Raw genomic sequence first — 15,348 nt, 5'->3', positions numbered from 1 at the left:
TGGGTGGCATGAGCACGATTTCCACCGGCACCCTCGAGGTCTCCGGAGCCGACCTGTACTACGAAGTTCGCGGCAGCGGTCCGATGTTGCTGATCGGGCAGAGCGGGGAGGGGGACGCGCGGCGCAGCGAGGATCTGGTCACGCACCTCGAACGGCGCTTCACCGTCGTCACCTACGACCGGCGCGGACTGTCGCGCAGTGTGCTGCGTGATCCCCTCGGGCCCGCCTCGGTGGCGACGCACGCCGACGACGTGTTCCGCTTGCTCTCGGCGTTGACCGACGAGCCGGTGCGCATGCTCGGTTGCAGCATGGGAGCGGCCGTCGGCCTGCACCTCGCGGTTCGGCATCCGGATCGGCTGCACACCCTCATCGCGCACGAGCCCGTCACGCCGTGGCTGCTCGCCGCCGCCGACCGCGCCGATCAGCTCGCTGAACTCGAAGACTGCCAGCGAGTCTTCGCCGAGCACGGCTGGCAAGCGGCGCTCGCGCCGATGGTGCGGACGCTGGGGATAGATCCGCGGAACCAGGATCGGGAACCCGGCGTCACCGCGCCTCCGCTCGGACCGGAGCGCGCCGCGAACTTCGAGTACTTCCTGGAGCACGACTTCACTGCGATCCGCGCCGACCATCTCGATGTCGCGCCGTTGCGGCAGTCGCCGGTGCGCATCGTTCCGGCCTGCGGGCGCACTACACCCCGGCAGGTCTTCGACTACAAGGCCGCACAGGAACTCGCGGCCCTGTGCGGCGAGCCGGCGGTGGAATTTCCCGGCGGGCACAACGGGAACCTCACCCATCCGGCCGCGTACGCCGCCAAAGTGTGTGAGGTCCTGGGAGTGCCGGAGTAGGCGGTTCGGCGCGCCCCTCCGCGCGTTCGGCCCGCTCGCCGAGGGGTGGCGTGGCCCACACGAAAGGCACCCGCCAGGACTTGTGAAGGTGCTCACAGTGTGGAATGCCGACCCCCGGCGCGGGAGGGCCGCCCGTCGATCGCTAACAGTACAAGCGTTACGCTAAAACCGCACGTCAGCGCTACCGGCCAGTAGATTGCACCTTTGCAATTCAGTGGCAAATTTTGCAGAGTTAGCAAAGGTGCCGGAAAACCTAGCTGAGATTCACACTAACAACAGGTAGACGCCCATTTCTTCGTGTGCCATCGTGTGGAAGTACACCCCAAAGGCCTAGCAAGCCTGCAAATTGCCGCTCCAGCAGTACGAGCTGCCTCGTAGCTCGGGACCGGGCGGCATGGACCGAACGAAGAAGTGGAGTCACAGATGTCGACCACCGGCACCCCGAGGACCGCCGCGGAAATCCAGCAGGATTGGGACACCAACCCCCGCTGGAAGGGCGTCACCCGTAACTACACCGCGGAGCAGGTGTCGAAGCTCCAGGGCACCGTCGTCGAGGAGGCCACCCTCGCCCGCCGCGGTTCGGAGATCCTCTGGGATCTCGTCAACAACGAGGACTACATCAACTCCCTCGGCGCTCTCACCGGCAACCAGGCGGTCCAGCAGGTCCGCGCCGGCCTGAAGGCCATCTACCTGTCGGGTTGGCAGGTCGCCGGTGACGCGAACCTGTCCGGCCACACCTACCCCGACCAGTCGCTGTACCCGGCCAACTCGGTTCCGTCCGTGGTCCGCCGCATCAACAACGCGCTGCTGCGCGCCGACGAGATCGCCAAGGTCGAGGGCGACACCTCCGTCTCCAACTGGCTGGCGCCGATCGTCGCCGACGCCGAGGCCGGCTTCGGTGGCGCGCTGAACGCCTACGAGCTGCAGAAGGCCATGATCGCCGCCGGCGCCGCCGGTGTGCACTGGGAAGACCAGCTGGCCTCCGAGAAGAAGTGCGGCCACCTGGGCGGCAAGGTGCTGATCCCGACCCAGCAGCACATCCGCACCCTGACCTCCGCGCGTCTGGCCGCCGACGTCGCCGACGTGCCGTCGGTGATCATCGCCCGCACCGACGCCGAGGCCGCCACCCTGATCACCTCGGACGTGGACGAGCGCGACCGTGAGTTCCTGGACGGCACCCGCACCCCCGAGGGCTTCTTCGGTGTGAAGAACGGCATCGAGCCCTGCATCGCGCGTGCGAAGGCCTACGCCCCCTACGCCGACCTCATCTGGATGGAGACCGGCGTGCCGGACCTCGAGGTCGCGCGCAAGTTCGCCGAGGCCGTCCGTAGCGAGTTCCCGGACCAGCTGCTGGCCTACAACTGCTCGCCGTCCTTCAACTGGAAGGCCCACCTGGACGACGCGACCATCGCGAAGTTCCAGCGTGAGCTCGGCGCGATGGGCTTCAAGTTCCAGTTCATCACCCTGGCCGGCTTCCACTCGCTCAACTACGGCATGTTCGACCTGGCCTACGGCTACGCCCGCGAGGGCATGACCGCCTTCGTCGACCTGCAGGAGCGCGAGTTCAAGGCCGCCGCCGAGCGTGGCTTCACCGCGATCAAGCACCAGCGTGAGGTCGGCGCGGGCTACTTCGACACCATCGCCACCACCGTGGACCCGAACACCTCCACCGCGGCGCTCAAGGGCTCCACCGAAGAGGGTCAGTTCCACTGAGCCGTGTTGAATTGCAGCGCCTGCGGCGCTGCGTGTTCGCGGCCCCTGTGAGTCTCGTGTCCGAGCGCCCGCTGCTCGCGCCTGCGGCGCATGCGCACCGGACACTCGGACATGAGACGGGCCGCGAACGGCGCTCGATGGCCTCGCGCGTGGGGTGGTTGCGTAAGCAGCCGAACTCACGAACGGATGCCTACCACTGGTGCTCGCTAGGGAAGTGAGGTTCCCGACGTGAAAACCGCCGATCCTCTACTCCGGTAGGGGTGTACTGCCCTCCCCGCTGAACAGCCCCGGCGGGGAGGGCATCCCTATACCTTGGACCATCGAAGGACGCGCTCACACCGGAGCGACACCTTCGCAGACCAGCCACCCCAGAGCCAGACAACCCAGCAGGAGCGGGACGTGAGCAGCGAAAAGATCCAACGCGTCGGCATTATCGGCGCCGGCCAGATGGGCGCAGGAATCGCGGAGGTGTGTGCCAGGGCGCACGTCGACGTGCTGGTGTACGAGCAGACGCGGGAACTGGCCGCCGCGGGCCGCGCACGCATCCTGCGTTCCCTCGATCGCGGCGTGAGCAGCGGCAAGATCACCGAGCGCGAGCGCGAACAGGCCGCTTGGCGTCTGCGGTTCACCTCCGACCTCGGCGACTTCGCCGATCGCCAGCTGGTGGTCGAGGCGGTGCTCGAGGACGAGAAGGTCAAGACGAGCATCTTCGCCGAACTCGACAAGGTCGTCACCGATCCCTCGGCCGTGCTGGCCTCCAACACTTCGTCCATCCCGATCATGAAGATCGCGGTCGCCACGGCGAACCCCGAGCGCGTGGTCGGCATGCACTTCTTCAACCCGGTCCCGGTGCTGCCGCTCGTCGAGCTGGTCACCACGCTCAAGACCAGCGAGTCGGTCTCCAAGCGGGCCGAGGCCTTCGCGGGTGAGGTGCTCGGTAAGCAGGTCGTGCGCTCGGCCGACCGCTCCGGCTTCGTGGTCAACGCGCTGCTGGTGCCGTACCTGCTGTCGGCGATCCGCATGGTCGAGTCCGGCTTCGCCACCAAGGAGGACGTCGACAAGGCGATGGTGCTCGGCTGCGCCCACCCGATGGGCCCGCTGGCGCTGACCGACCTGGTCGGCCTGGACACGGTCAAGTCCATCGCCGACTCCATGTACGGCGAGTTCAAGGAGCCGCTGTACTCGGCCCCGCCGCTGCTCATGCGCATGGTCGAGGCGGGACTGCTCGGCAAGAAGACCGGCGCGGGCTTCTACCAATACCGGGCCTGATCAGCAGCGCCTGCGGCGCTGCGTGTTCGCGGCCCCTGGAAGTCTCGCGTCCGAGCGTCCGCTGCTCGCGCCTTCGGCGCATGCGCAACGGACACTCGGACGCGAGACGGGCCGCGAACGGTGCTCGTAAGACTCGCACCCGGCGGGTCAGGCGGGCGAGTTCCGAACGATTGACCGACGCCACGGTGCGCGACTGGTGAGAAACGACACCGGCACACTCGATGCGGAGTCGACCAGAAGTTGGTGTTGCCGAGCCGGTGACGGCAATCGGCATAAGCTGCACAACAGCGGGGCTATGTCGACGGCTCGGCTGGGTATCCAGTGCGCAGCGCTGGATAGGTCCGTCGATCTCGGCGGGCCGCGCAGGTGATCGAAAGGGGTTGTCCCGCTCATGGTGAACGTGACCGACGGCTACGGGTCGAGCATTCTCGGCTATCCCAGGATCGGGCCGCACCGCGAGCTCAAGCGGGCGCTGGAGGCCTACTGGCACGGTTCGCTCGACCGCGAAGAACTGCTGGCGGTGGGTCGCGAGATCCAGGAGACCCAGTTCAACGAACTGGCCGCCACCGGACTGACCCAGGTGCCGGGCAACACCTTCTCCTTCTACGACCACGTGCTGGACAACGCGCTGCTGTTCGGTGCGGTGCCCCGGCGGTTCGAGCCCTACCGCGACGGACTGCACCCGCTGGACTTCTACTTCCTGATGGCGCGCGGCCGCCCGGATCTGCCGCCGCTCGAGCTGGTCCGGTTCTTCGGCACGAACTACCACTACCGCCAGCCGGAAGTGGACGCGGGCACCGAGTTCTCGCTGCACCCGGAGGCGCTGCTCGACGAATTCGACCGCGCGAAGGCGGTCGGCATCGAACTGCGGCCGGTGGTCATCGGCCCGGTGTCGCTGCTGCTGCTGTCCAAGGCGGGGCACATCCCCGGTGAGTCCGGCGGATTCGACACCCTCAGCCTGCTGGACAAGCTGCTACCGGTCTACGAGGAACTGTTCGAGATCCTCGCCAAGCGTGGCGCCACCTGCGTGCAGCTGGACGAGCCCGCGTTCACCAGCGAGCGCACGCCCGCCGAGCTGGCCGCGTTCGAGGCCGCCTATCACCGCTTGGGCAAGGCCCCGCTGCGCCCGCGCATCCTGGTCACCGGACAGTACGGCGATTTCGGCGAGGCGCTGACCATCCTGGCGGGCACCAATATCGAGGCGATCGGTCTCGACCTGGCCAGCTACCGGATGCGTCCGGAGGATCTCGCCGAGGTGCCCGGCATCCGTCGCAAGCGCTTGTACGCGGGTGTGATCAGCGGCCGCAACGTGTGGCGCGCGGACCGCTACGTCACGCTGGAATACCTCAACGAACTGGCCCAGGTGTGCCCGGACCTGGTCGTCTCGACCGGGACCACGCTGTTGCACGTGCCCTACGACCTGCTGATCGAATACGACATCGAGGGGCACGTCGCCGACCGGCTCGCGTTCGCGAAACAGAAGGTGGGCGAGGTGGTCTCGCTCGCGAAGGCGCTCACCGAAGGCCCGTCGGACAAGTGGCGCAAGCGCCCCACCGAGGTGCACTTCAAGCAGAAGCACGCGGTGCGGCAGCGGGTCTACGCGGTCACCCCGGACATGCGCTCGCGGGAGCCCTACGAGGTGCGCCGCGAAGCCCAGCAGCGCAAGCTGAACCTGCCGCCGGTGCCCGCGACCACGCTCGGTTCCTTCCCGCAGACCGACCGCATCCGCCAGGCGCGCTACGAACTCGGTGAGGGCCGGTTGTCCTACGAGGAGTACCGCAAGCGGATCGAGGCCGAGATCGAGGCGACGATCCGGTTGCAGGAGGACATCGGCCTCGATGTGCTGGTGCACGGCGAGCACGAGCGCAACGACATGATCCAGTACTTCGCCGAGCTGCTCGACGGCTTCGCGACCACCCGCTTCGGCTGGGTGCAGGTGTACGGATCCCGTTGTGTGCGGCCGCCGATCATCTACGGCGATGTGTCGCGGCCTGCGCCGATGTCGGTGGAGTGGATCAGCTACGCGCAGTCGCTGACCGACAAGCCGGTCAAGGGCATGGTCACCGGGCCGGTCACCATGATCGCCCGATCCTTCGTCCGGCAGGACCAGCCGCTGCACGAGACCGCCGACCAGGTGGCGCTGGCCATTCGCGACGAGGTGGTGGACCTGGAGAAGGCGGGCATCGCGATCATCCAGGTCGACGAACCGGCGATCCGGGAGATGCTGCCGCTGCGCCCGGAGGGCCGCGCCGAATACCTGCGCTGGGCGATCGGCGCGTTCCGGTTGGCCACCTCAGGGGTGCAGGCCGAGACGCAGATCCACACGCATATCGGATATTCCGGCCGCGCCGAGGTGGTGGAGGCGATCGAGGAACTCGACGCCGACGTCACCGCCATCGTGGCGACCCGCTCGATCGAGTGGGTGCTGCGGGCGCTGAAGGAGGACTGCGCCTCCGGGCACGGGCTCAGTCACGGCGTCGGCCCCGGCGTGTACGAGAGCCGGTCCGCGCGCATCCCGGACATCGATGAGCTGGACGAACTGCTCACCGCGGCAGCCGAAGCGGTGACGCCGCAGCGGCTGTGGGCCAATCCGGACGGCGGTCTGAAGACCCGGCACTACTGGCAGCTCGAGCCGTCGTTGCGCAATATGGTCGCCGCGGCGCGGCGTATTCGCAGGCGGGTGGAGTCCACCGACTGAGCCGGAACCGCGCGCCGAGGGCAATGCACGACGTGGCGCAGCGGCAAACCACGGTGACGGCCAGCGCGCGCGGCGAAGTGGACCCCGGCATCGATGTGGATTTCGTGCTGGACCCGGTCGCGGCGTCGATCTACTACCGCGCGTTGTTCGGACGCTGACGGACGAACTCGCCGGATAGTCGGTCGCGGCGGTGCTCAGCGCGACAGCCCGCTGACGGCGGGCAGCGCGCTCAACGTAGCGAGCAGGTCGGTGGCGGCGTCTGCCACCGCGTCGGCCTCGGCGACGGCCAGCGCGGCCGCCGTGGCGGCCCGCACGTGCGGCAGCAGCGCCAAGCAGTCCGCGGCCGCGGCGCGGTCGGCCGGAGTGAGTTCGGCGTCGTCCTCGGCGGCGGATTGCCATGCCGCGGTGGCGATCACCTCGTGCAGCCAGTTGAGCAGTTCCACCCGCAACGGTTGCGGCTCGCGCAGCCAGGCGCGGGCGTAGGTCACCTCGGTGCGCTCGTGCAGCAGGGCGCCGAGCACGACTTCGGCGGCGGGCGCGGTGACGGAGTAGATCGACCCTTGATGCAGTACGGCGGAGAACAGGAAGATGACCCCGCGCACCTGGTCGTCGACATCCGTGCCGATCAGATCGGCGAGCATGGCGGGAGCGTCGCCCGCGGACCCGTGGGCGTGCGCCAGCGCCGCCCAGTCCGTCTCGCGCAGCACGGTCGCGGCGCGCTCGTGGTAGGTCGGAGCGAGCGCGGCCGCCGCCCGGGTGCGGGCTTCGGCGTCCGCCGAATCCAGCGCACGCTGGAACGCCGCCAGCGCCACGTCCGGTTCGCCGAGCCGCTCGCTGAACACCCCGACCTCGAAGCTGGCCCGCGCTGCGACCGCGGGATCGTCCGATTCGGCCATGGACCGGCTGATCTCCCTGGCCCCCGCCCAATCGCCAGCCTCGCCGAGATGCTGCACCAGATCGCCCGCGACGATCAGCGCCTGATCGCCGGGCCAGCCGTCGATCACGGAGCGGTAGGCGGCCTTCACGCCCGCGAGGTCGTCCTCGGTGCGCAGGAGGTAGGCCAGGTTGGACAGCGCCAGCCGGGCGATATCGCCGGGTCCGGCGTCGATGGCGTGCTGGTAGGCCGTGCGCGCCGCGTCCGAGTCGCCGCGCTTGGCCCGCGAGTAGCCGAGATTGATCCAGGCCCGCGGTGCGGCGTCGGCATGGCCGGACGCGGCGGCGCGCTCGTACATCGCTTCGGCCGCCGCGGTGTCGCCGCGTTCGGCCAGCAGCAGGCCGAGATTGTAGGCCGCGCGCGGCGCCGCGTCTTCGTGGCCGGAGTCGACCGCGACGTGGTAGGCGCCTTCCGCGGCCGGCTTGTCACCCGACGCGCTGAGCAGCCCGCCCAGCTCCGCGGCGGCCAGCGGCGCCCAGTTCGGATGACCGGAGGCGATCGCGATCTGGAACGCCTCGCGCGCGGCCGCCAGGTCGTTGCGCCTGCGGTGCATCTTGCCGAGGTCGAAGGCGAGGTCCGGCGGCCGCTTCAGCATTGTCCCCATCCAGCCTCGGCACCGAGTGGTGCGAATCGTTTCCGAGAAGTTCTACATCGGCGCGCGATCCCTGGCTACCCATGGCGTGGGATACGCCGGTCACCGGCGTGGACTCATTCCTCGGGCGGGTTGTGACGGCCCGCCAGACGGAGGGTCAGCTGCCTTGCGAACTTTCGGCGCCGCTTGGGCGGACTCGTGCGCTCGATGTCGGCCTCCACGTCCGTGGGGACGTCGTAGCGGCGGATGTAGGCGCCGGCGAACGCCTGCACCGTCGCGGTGACCGGGATGGCCAGCAGTGCGCCGGTCGCGCCGCGCAGCGCTGCGCCCGCCAGCACCGCCCCGAACGCGACGGCCGGGTGCATGTCCAAGGTGGAGGCGGTGACGCGCGGTTGCAGCACGTAGTTCTCGAATTGCTGGTAGAGCACGATGAACCCGAGAATCCACAGCGCGGTGCTCGGGCCGTGCACGAGGCCGACGATCACCGGCAGCGCGCCGGCGAGATAGGTGCCGACCGTGGGGATGAACTGGGAGACCACGCCGACCCACAGCGCGAGGGCGAACGCGGACGGCACGTCGAGAACCCGCAGCATCACGTAGTGCGCCAGCGTCGAGACGAGGGCGAGCAGCACGCGCGAGTAGAGGTAACCGCCGGTCTTCGCCACCGCGATGTCCCACGCGCGCAATATGTGTCGCTGGCGCCGCGGCGGCAGCAGCGAACAGACCGCCGTGCGGATCCTGGGCCCGTCGGCGGCGAAGTAGTAGGTGAACAGCAGAATGCCGAGGCCCTGGAAGAGCGCGCCGAGCGCGGCGGTGCCGATGCCCCACACGTTGCCCGCCAACCCGGTGAGGTAGCCCTCCAGGGTCGAGCTCCAGTCGGTGGCGTACTTCTGGATGTCGGTGCTGGACAGATCCTGATGGAAGGTGTGGTTGATCCACTCCACGCCCCGGTCGGCGTATTCGGGGGCGTTCTTCACCAAGGTGGTGACCTGCTCGACCAGCAGGGCGCCCAGCGTCCACAGGAAGCCGAAGACGAGGGCCGCCAGGACGAGGAACACCAATCCGGTCGCGGGACCACGCCGCATGCCGCGCCGGGCCAGCCAGTTCACCGCGGGCTCGATCGCGAAGGCGAGGAACAGCGAGACCAGCAGAACCGTCAGCAGGCCCTGTAGGCGCTCGAGCACCCAGAAGGCCGCCAGCAACCCGGTGATCGTCGCCGCGGCGAGCAGGAACGCGCGCGGTAGCCACGGCGGCATGCCGCGGGCCCCGTCGGCGGGTGGCGTCTCGTCCTCGTCCTGCACAGACACACCGCCAAGGTACCCACGCCGCGACCGGTTCGCGGCCGGACTTCGCGGGGCCGCGCCGGTACGGCGAGCAGGCTCACATGGTCGAGACGTCGATGACGAAGCGGTAGCGCACGTCGCTGGCCACGACCCGGTCGTAGGCGCCGTCGATCTCGTCGGCGGCGATCAGCTCGATCTCGGCGCCGATGCCGTGCTCGGCGCAGAAGTTCAGCATCTCCTGGGTCTGCGCGATGCCGCCGATCATCGAGCCCGCCAGCGAGCGGCGGTACCCGGCCAGGTTGAACGGCTTGACGCTCATCGGGTTGTCGGGGAGACCGAGAATCACCAGGGTGCCGTCCAGGTTCAGCAGCCGCAGGTAGTCATCGATCGGCAGGTCCGCCGACACGGTGTTGAGAATCAGGTCGAAGCGGCCGCGCAGCTCGCGGAAGGTCTGCTTGTCGCTGGTCGCGTAGTAGGCGCTCGCGCCGAAGAGCTTGCCGTCGTCCTGTTTGCTCAGCGAATGGCTCAGTACGGTCACCTCGGCGCCCATGGCGGCCGCCAGCTTCACCCCGACGTGGCCGAGCCCGCCCATGCCGATGACCGCGACCTTCTTGCCCGGTCCGGCGTTCCAGTGCCGCAGCGGCGAGTACAGCGTGACGCCCGCGCACAGCAGCGGCGCGGCCACATCCAGGCCGATCCCCTCGGGGATGGCGACCACGAAGTTCTCGGTCACCACGATCTGTGTGGCGTAACCGCCGAGGGTGTGCCCGCCGGGCTGCACCGCCGGGTCGACCGGGCTGTTGTAGGTCATGGTCGCGCCCGCGGTGCAGTACTGCTCCTCGTCGGCCAGGCAGGGCGCGCAGACCCCGCAGGAATCGACCATGCAGCCGACGCCGACGCGGTCGCCGACCTGATGCCTGGTCACCGCGGCCCCGACCGCGGCGACCACACCCGCGATCTCGTGGCCCGGCACGCAGGGGTAGCGGGTTCTGCCCCACTCGTCCCGGGCGGTGTGGATGTCGGAGTGGCAGATGCCCGCGAATTTTATGTCGATCAGCACGTCGTGCGGGCCCAGGTCCCTGCGTTGGATCGTGACCTTCTCGAACGAGCCATCAGGGGTGGACAGGGCGTAGGCGGCGGCTGTGCTCATGAGGACATGCCTACCGTCGCATGGGTGCGATTGCCAACTGTGACACGGAAAAGACCCGCTCACGGCACATTTTCCGGCGCGGTCGCCGGATCGATGATCTTCGGCGGCGTTCTCCGGCGACAATGGATCCGGTGAGCGGTTCGGCCGAGGCGGGAGTGCCATGGACGGAGAACGGCAACAGTGGACCGGAGCGCGGCGCGCGCCGCGTGGTGGCCGGGTGTTCGTGCTCGTCGTCACCCTCGTGCTCGCGGTCGCCGCGTTCCTCGGATATCGCGGCGAACCGGCCGGTAGCGACCGGCCCGGCCCCGCCGGGACCGCGGCCCCGGTCGCGTTCGCTCCGCCCGAGCCGCTGGACCTCGGGCTCGTCACCGCGGCGGTGCGACCGGCGCTGGTCAACATCAATGCCTCGACCGAGCGGTCCGGGCCCGGCGCGGCCGGCTCCGGCATCGTCCTCACCGCCGACGGCGAGGTGCTCACCAGTCATCACGTGGTCAAGGGCGCCGACACCGTGACCGTCACCGACGTGGGCAACGGCAAGGTCTACGACGCGGAGGTGCTCGGCTACGACGCCGAGGCCGACATCGCGCTGCTCGACCTGGCCGCGGCCACCGAACTGCCCACCGCGACCATCGGCACGTCGGCCGGACTGCGCGTGCGCGAGGAGGTCCTGGCGATCGGCAACGCGGGCGGGACCGGCGGCACGCCGACCGCGGTGCACGGCCCGCTCACCGACCTGGACACCGCGATCGTGGCGGTCAACGCCGCCGATCTGTCGCGCAAAGCGCTCAACGGGATGCTGGAGGTCGCGGCGGCGGTGACGCCGGGACAGTCCGGGGGAGCGCTGGTCGATCGGAAGGCCTCCGTGGTCGGCGTCATCGCGGCGGCGTCGGGCGAGGGAGCGCGGGCGGCCGACCACCCGGCGAACGGCTACGCGGTGCCGATCGACGCCGCGATGCGGGTGGTCGATCAGATTCGCTCCGGCACCCCGACCGACACCGTGCACATCGGACCCACGGCCACTCTCGGCGTGCTGGTCTCCAACGCACTGCCGGTAGGTACCGGAGCCCGGGTGGACACGGCGCTGTACGGATTGCCCGCCCATGCCGCCGGTCTGGCCGCCGGTGACGTGATCACCTCGATCGACGACCGCGCCGTCACCAACGCGCAGTCCCTGCGCAGTGCGCTGAACACACACAAGCCCAACGACACCATCCGCTTGGGCATCACCGGCGCGAGTGGCCGGCGCACGGTACCGGTGGCGCTGGTCGCAGGCCCGCCGAACTGATCGGGGTCAGACCAGCGACAGCCAATAATCCTGGAAGCGCAAGAACACCAGCAGCAGCACGACCGCGAAGAACAGCGCGACGAGCGTCCAGCGCCATTCGGCGAGCACGCCGAGCGGACCACGGGAACGCCCCCACAGCTGATCGGTGCTCACCGCGAGCAGCGGCGTGATGATCGCCCAGACCACCATGCAGTACGGGCACAGCGCGTTGATCCGGTACAGACTCTCGAAGATCAGCCAGCAGACGAACGCGAGCCCGAGCAGGTTGCCCAGCCACAGCCCACCCCAGACCCAGCGCGGGAAGCCGACGCCGGCCACCGACAGCGCGGCCAGCGTGACGACGACCGTGAACCCGACGATGCCCATCAAGGGGTTGGGGAACCCGAAGACCGCGGCCTGGTCGGTCACCATCACCGACCCGCAGGACAGGATCGGGTTGATGCTGCACGACGGCGTGTAACCGGGATCGGTGAACAGCTTGAACCGTTCCACGGTCAGCGCCACCGCGGCCAGCCAGCCGGCCAGCCCGCCGATCAACAGGACCCAGGCCGCCCGGGGCCCCGCGGTGATCATCGGCCCGCGGCGGCGCTGATCACGGGTGCGAGAGCGCCGTTACCGAAGATCTCCTGGCTGGACTCGACCTTCTTACCGTCGACGAACACCGATGGCGTCGACTGGATGCCGCTGTCCAGCACTTCCTTGGTGCGGGCCTGGATGTACTTGTCGTACTTGTGGTCGGTGATGCACTGGGCGACGGCGTCGTCGGTGTAGCCCGCGCTCTTGGCGATCTGGACCAGCTGGTCGTCGGACAGACCCGCGCCGCCCTCCGGCGGCTGCTGCGCGAACATCGCCTTCAGCCAAGCCTGGTACTTCGACGGGTCGGCTTCGGCGACGCAGTAGGAGGCGCTGCCCGCGCGCGAGGAGTACCGCGTGGTGGAGGCCTTGTCCAGGAAGGCGATGATGTTGTATTCGACGGCCGCGGTGCCGTTGGCCACCGCGTCCTCGAGCACCTGTCCGTTGGCCGCCTCGAAGGCCTTGCAGGCGGGGCACTGGAGGTCGGCGACGACGCGCACGGTGACCTTCGCGTCCGGCTTGCCGATCCGGATGGCGCCGTTGTCGGTGATCGAGGCGGGCACGGGGCCCGCGTTCGTGGTGCCGGTCGCCGCGATGGACGGGGTGGGGCCGGGATCGTCGTTGCGGGCCTTCTTCACCGCGATGCCGATGCCGATCGCCGCGATCAGCGCGACGAGCACGGCGGCGACGGCCACCTGGATCAAGATCTTGCGGTTGCGGTCGGCGCGTTCCGCCGCCAGCAGCGGGTTCGACTTCCCACCCTGGTTTTTGCTCACCGTGCGCTCACCACGCCTTTCGCTCGCCGGACGGTTCCTGCCGCCACGATCGTAGATCCGCAGGCCACCTACCCGCGTGATCGCCCCACAGTGGTCATCATGGTCGGCTTTCCTGAGAGATTCCGAAACGCTCGTCCGCCACCGGTGATACCGGCCGAATCACGCCGGTGGCGTGGTCAGCGCGGTTCGATGCCGGTGAGGATCAGATCGACGGCGTGACGGGCCAGGCCGGGCGGCAGCTCACCGCCGAGCTGCGTGACGTGCAGATGGACCAGGCCGCCCAGTGTCAGCATGGTCAGCCGGGGGTCCACCGTCGCCGCCACGTCCCCGCGGGCGATACCGCGCCGGACGATCTCTTCCGACGACGACAGCCGCCGCAGCCAGAATTCGCGCCGGATGGCCTCTACCTCGGGATCGGACTCGGCAATCACGGTGCCGCGGATCAGGGCCCGGCCCGACGGAGTCTCCGCGAAGCGAATGAGATCGGTCATGAACCGCTCCAGATCGCCGCGCAAGGAACCGGTGTCCGGGAGTGGGATCTGTTCGCCCACCCGGGACAGCAGCGCGTCCAGGAGCAAGCGGGGCAGCGATTTCCATCGACGGTAGATCGAGGTCTCGTGCACGCCCGCGTCCGTGGCGACATCGGCGATCCGCACGTCGCCGATGCCGGCCGACTCGATGCGGGCCAGCGTCGCGTCGAGCACGGCCTTCTGTAACCGCGCACCGCGGATCTGTGCGGGGGAGTCGCCCATGCGGCGATTATCGCAAGTCCTCTTGCGTTCCTCCGATGTGCAGCCTTAGCGTGGTGCTATCGCAAGTCAACTTGCGATAGCAGGAGGAAGTGGCATGGAGCAGGTGGTGGCGTCCGGACGCTGGCGTGGGGAGGCCCGCGGTGCGGTCGCGGTGTTCCGCGGGATTCGCTACGCGCGGGCCGAGCGGTTCGGCGCGCCGGAGCCGGTCGAGGCCCACGAGGGGGTGTACGACGCGACGCGCCGGTACGCCATCGCACCGCAGTTGCCGGGACGGCTCGAGGGCGTGATGGGGCGGGCGGAGGCGCTGGAGCAATCGGAGGACTGCCTCGCCCTAACCGTCACCACCCCGGTAGGCGCGGAGCTGGGCAGCTGTCCGGTGCTGGTGTGGCTGCACGGCGGCGCCTATCTCGCGGGCAGCGGGCAATGGAACCTGTACGACGCGGACCGGCTGGCGCGGCAGACCGGCATCGTGGTGGTGTCGGTGAGCTACCGGCTCGGCGTGCTGGGCTACCTCCGCGCACCGGGCGTCTCGGCGGGAAATCTCGGTGTGCGCGACCAGATCGCGGCGCTGCGGTGGGTGCGGGAGCACATCGCCGAGTTCGGCGGTGATCCGGAACGCGTCACCGTATCGGGGCAGTCGGCGGGCGCGCAGTCGGTCGTCGCGCTGCTGGGGATCGCGGAAGCGCGGCGGCTGTTCGCCCAGGCGATCGTGCAGAGCGCACCGTTCGGTGTCGGCTTCCAAAGCCATCGGCGGGCCGAGCGGGTCGGTGCGATGTTCCTCGCCGAACTCGACGCCGATCCGCGCACCGCTCCGTTACCCGACCTGCTCGCCGCGCAGGGGCGTACGGTCCGCCGGGTGGCCGGGCCCGCCGCGCTGAACCCCGCCCCGCCCTTCTTGCCCGTGGCCGATGCGGGCCCACTGCCCGACCAGCACGCTTGGCGGCGAGCGGTACGAGACGCGGCCACCGATCTGCCGGTGGTGCTCGGGTGCACGGCCGAGGAGTCGCGAGCGTTCTACGGCGGCCCGCATCCGGTTTTCGGCAGGTTACGGCGACTGCCGGTGACGGGCGCGCGGCTCGACGCGGCGGTACAGCATCTCATCGGGCGAAAGGCGTTCGAGCACGGGTTGTTTCGTTTCGCCGACGAATTGGCCGATGCCGGGGCGCGGGTGTACTGCTACCGCGTGCAACAGCTTCATCCCGCGAATCCGTACGGCGCCTGCCACTGCATCGATCTGCCGCTGCTGTTCGCCGACGGCGACACCTGGCACGACGCTCCGATGCTCGCGCCCCTGACCGCCGCGGAGATAGACGCGCTCGGCCACCGAACTCGGGAGTATTGGGGCGAATTCGTGCGCACCGGACGGATCGCCGATACCGGCTGGACGCCCCACCGTCCCGGCTCGCGTATCGTCCGTCAGCTGCCCTGAGCAGGCACGCGCGCAAGCGGCGAACCCGCGGCGTCGGCCTGCCTCGTCG

At 69.4% G+C, this 15,348-nt stretch carries 13 protein-coding genes; 7 read left to right on the top strand and 6 right to left on the bottom strand.

Annotated elements, in window-relative coordinates; translation table 11 throughout:
• Window positions 1-8: 8 nt before the first annotated feature.
• The 5 genes from ABZ803_RS09275 (at window position 9) to ABZ803_RS09255 (ending at window position 6,683) form a co-directional block, all read left to right on the top strand.
• On the top strand, window positions 9-845 hold the full coding sequence (locus tag ABZ803_RS09275; RefSeq protein WP_357034598.1) for an alpha/beta hydrolase: 837 nt from the start codon (window positions 9-11) through the stop codon (window positions 843-845).
• Between the two features lie 423 nt (window positions 846-1,268).
• Window positions 1,269-2,558, top strand: coding sequence for an isocitrate lyase (gene aceA, locus ABZ803_RS09270; protein WP_357034596.1), 1,290 nt, complete (start codon window positions 1,269-1,271; stop codon window positions 2,556-2,558).
• Between the two features lie 399 nt (window positions 2,559-2,957).
• A complete protein-coding gene (locus ABZ803_RS09265) occupies window positions 2,958-3,827 on the top strand; it encodes a 3-hydroxybutyryl-CoA dehydrogenase (RefSeq protein ID WP_357034594.1) in 870 nt (289 codons plus the stop codon).
• A 391-nt stretch (window positions 3,828-4,218) separates the two neighbouring features.
• Entirely contained in the window at window positions 4,219-6,525 is a 2,307-nt protein-coding gene (gene metE / locus ABZ803_RS09260) for a 5-methyltetrahydropteroyltriglutamate--homocysteine S-methyltransferase (RefSeq protein WP_357034592.1), read from the top strand.
• 32 nt (window positions 6,526-6,557) lie between these two features.
• The gene (locus ABZ803_RS09255) at window positions 6,558-6,683 is read left to right on the top strand and encodes a TetR/AcrR family transcriptional regulator C-terminal ligand-binding domain-containing protein (RefSeq protein ID WP_357034590.1); all 126 of its coding nucleotides are present in this window, start codon (window positions 6,558-6,560) and stop codon (window positions 6,681-6,683) included.
• Between the two features lie 36 nt (window positions 6,684-6,719).
• Here the strand turns inward: ABZ803_RS09255 and ABZ803_RS09250 are convergent, their stop codons facing one another.
• From ABZ803_RS09250 to ABZ803_RS09240, 3 genes are all read right to left on the bottom strand, one after another.
• Entirely contained in the window at window positions 6,720-8,054 is a 1,335-nt protein-coding gene (locus ABZ803_RS09250) for a tetratricopeptide repeat protein (protein ID WP_357034589.1), read from the bottom strand.
• Between the two features lie 113 nt (window positions 8,055-8,167).
• Window positions 8,168-9,358 (bottom strand): AI-2E family transporter, encoded by a 1,191-nt coding sequence (locus tag ABZ803_RS09245; RefSeq protein WP_357034587.1) that lies wholly within the window; start codon window positions 9,356-9,358, stop codon window positions 8,168-8,170.
• Window positions 9,359-9,431: 73 nt separating this feature from the next.
• The gene (locus ABZ803_RS09240; RefSeq protein ID WP_357034585.1) at window positions 9,432-10,484 is read right to left on the bottom strand and encodes an NAD(P)-dependent alcohol dehydrogenase; all 1,053 of its coding nucleotides are present in this window, start codon (window positions 10,482-10,484) and stop codon (window positions 9,432-9,434) included.
• Window positions 10,485-10,644: 160 nt separating this feature from the next.
• On the opposite strand from ABZ803_RS09240, the gene ABZ803_RS09235 reads away from it, so the two are divergent.
• Window positions 10,645-11,769 carry a trypsin-like peptidase domain-containing protein gene (locus tag ABZ803_RS09235; RefSeq protein ID WP_357034583.1) on the top strand — a complete coding sequence of 375 codons (1,125 nt, stop codon included), beginning with the start codon at window positions 10,645-10,647 and terminating at the stop codon, window positions 11,767-11,769.
• A gap of 6 nt (window positions 11,770-11,775) precedes the next feature.
• Here ABZ803_RS09235 and ABZ803_RS09230 read toward each other — a convergent pair whose 3' ends face one another.
• The 3 genes from ABZ803_RS09230 to ABZ803_RS09220 form a co-directional block, all read right to left on the bottom strand.
• Window positions 11,776-12,342, bottom strand: coding sequence for a vitamin K epoxide reductase family protein (locus ABZ803_RS09230; RefSeq protein ID WP_062968119.1), 567 nt, complete (start codon window positions 12,340-12,342; stop codon window positions 11,776-11,778).
• Window positions 12,339-13,118, bottom strand: coding sequence for a thioredoxin domain-containing protein (locus ABZ803_RS09225; protein WP_357034581.1), 780 nt, complete (start codon window positions 13,116-13,118; stop codon window positions 12,339-12,341). The genes ABZ803_RS09230 and ABZ803_RS09225 overlap by 4 nt, the downstream gene beginning before the upstream one ends.
• 176 nt (window positions 13,119-13,294) lie before the next feature.
• Window positions 13,295-13,870, bottom strand: coding sequence for a TetR-like C-terminal domain-containing protein (locus ABZ803_RS09220; protein WP_357034579.1), 576 nt, complete (start codon window positions 13,868-13,870; stop codon window positions 13,295-13,297).
• Window positions 13,871-13,964: 94 nt separating this feature from the next.
• On the opposite strand from ABZ803_RS09220, the gene ABZ803_RS09215 reads away from it, so the two are divergent.
• Window positions 13,965-15,299, top strand: a complete 1,335-nt coding sequence (locus ABZ803_RS09215) for a carboxylesterase family protein (RefSeq protein ID WP_357034577.1) — start codon at window positions 13,965-13,967, stop codon at window positions 15,297-15,299.
• Window positions 15,300-15,348: the final 49 nt, after the last annotated feature.

The organism is Nocardia sp. NPDC047648, from assembly GCF_040642815.1.
In the GTDB taxonomy this organism is placed as follows: Bacteria; Actinomycetota; Actinomycetes; order Mycobacteriales; family Mycobacteriaceae; genus Nocardia; species Nocardia gamkensis.
This window is presented reverse-complemented; position numbering and strand designations above follow the sequence as displayed.

Bases quoted from the DNA above. Each gene is read 5' to 3' on its own strand.
- aceA (WP_357034596.1), top strand. From the start codon at position 1,269: ATGTCGACCACCGGCACCCCGAGGACCGCCGCGGAAATCCAGCAGGAT.
- ABZ803_RS09220 (WP_357034579.1), bottom strand. From the start codon at position 13,870: ATGGGCGACTCCCCCGCACAGATCCGCGGTGCGCGGTTACAGAAGGCC.
- ABZ803_RS09275 (WP_357034598.1), top strand. From the start codon at position 9: ATGAGCACGATTTCCACCGGCACCCTCGAGGTCTCCGGAGCCGACCTG.
- ABZ803_RS09215 (WP_357034577.1), top strand. From the start codon at position 13,965: ATGGAGCAGGTGGTGGCGTCCGGACGCTGGCGTGGGGAGGCCCGCGGT.
- ABZ803_RS09230 (WP_062968119.1), bottom strand. From the start codon at position 12,342: ATGATCACCGCGGGGCCCCGGGCGGCCTGGGTCCTGTTGATCGGCGGG.
- metE (WP_357034592.1), top strand. From the start codon at position 4,219: ATGGTGAACGTGACCGACGGCTACGGGTCGAGCATTCTCGGCTATCCC.
- ABZ803_RS09250 (WP_357034589.1), bottom strand. From the start codon at position 8,054: ATGCTGAAGCGGCCGCCGGACCTCGCCTTCGACCTCGGCAAGATGCAC.
- ABZ803_RS09240 (WP_357034585.1), bottom strand. From the start codon at position 10,484: ATGAGCACAGCCGCCGCCTACGCCCTGTCCACCCCTGATGGCTCGTTC.
- ABZ803_RS09235 (WP_357034583.1), top strand. From the start codon at position 10,645: ATGGACGGAGAACGGCAACAGTGGACCGGAGCGCGGCGCGCGCCGCGT.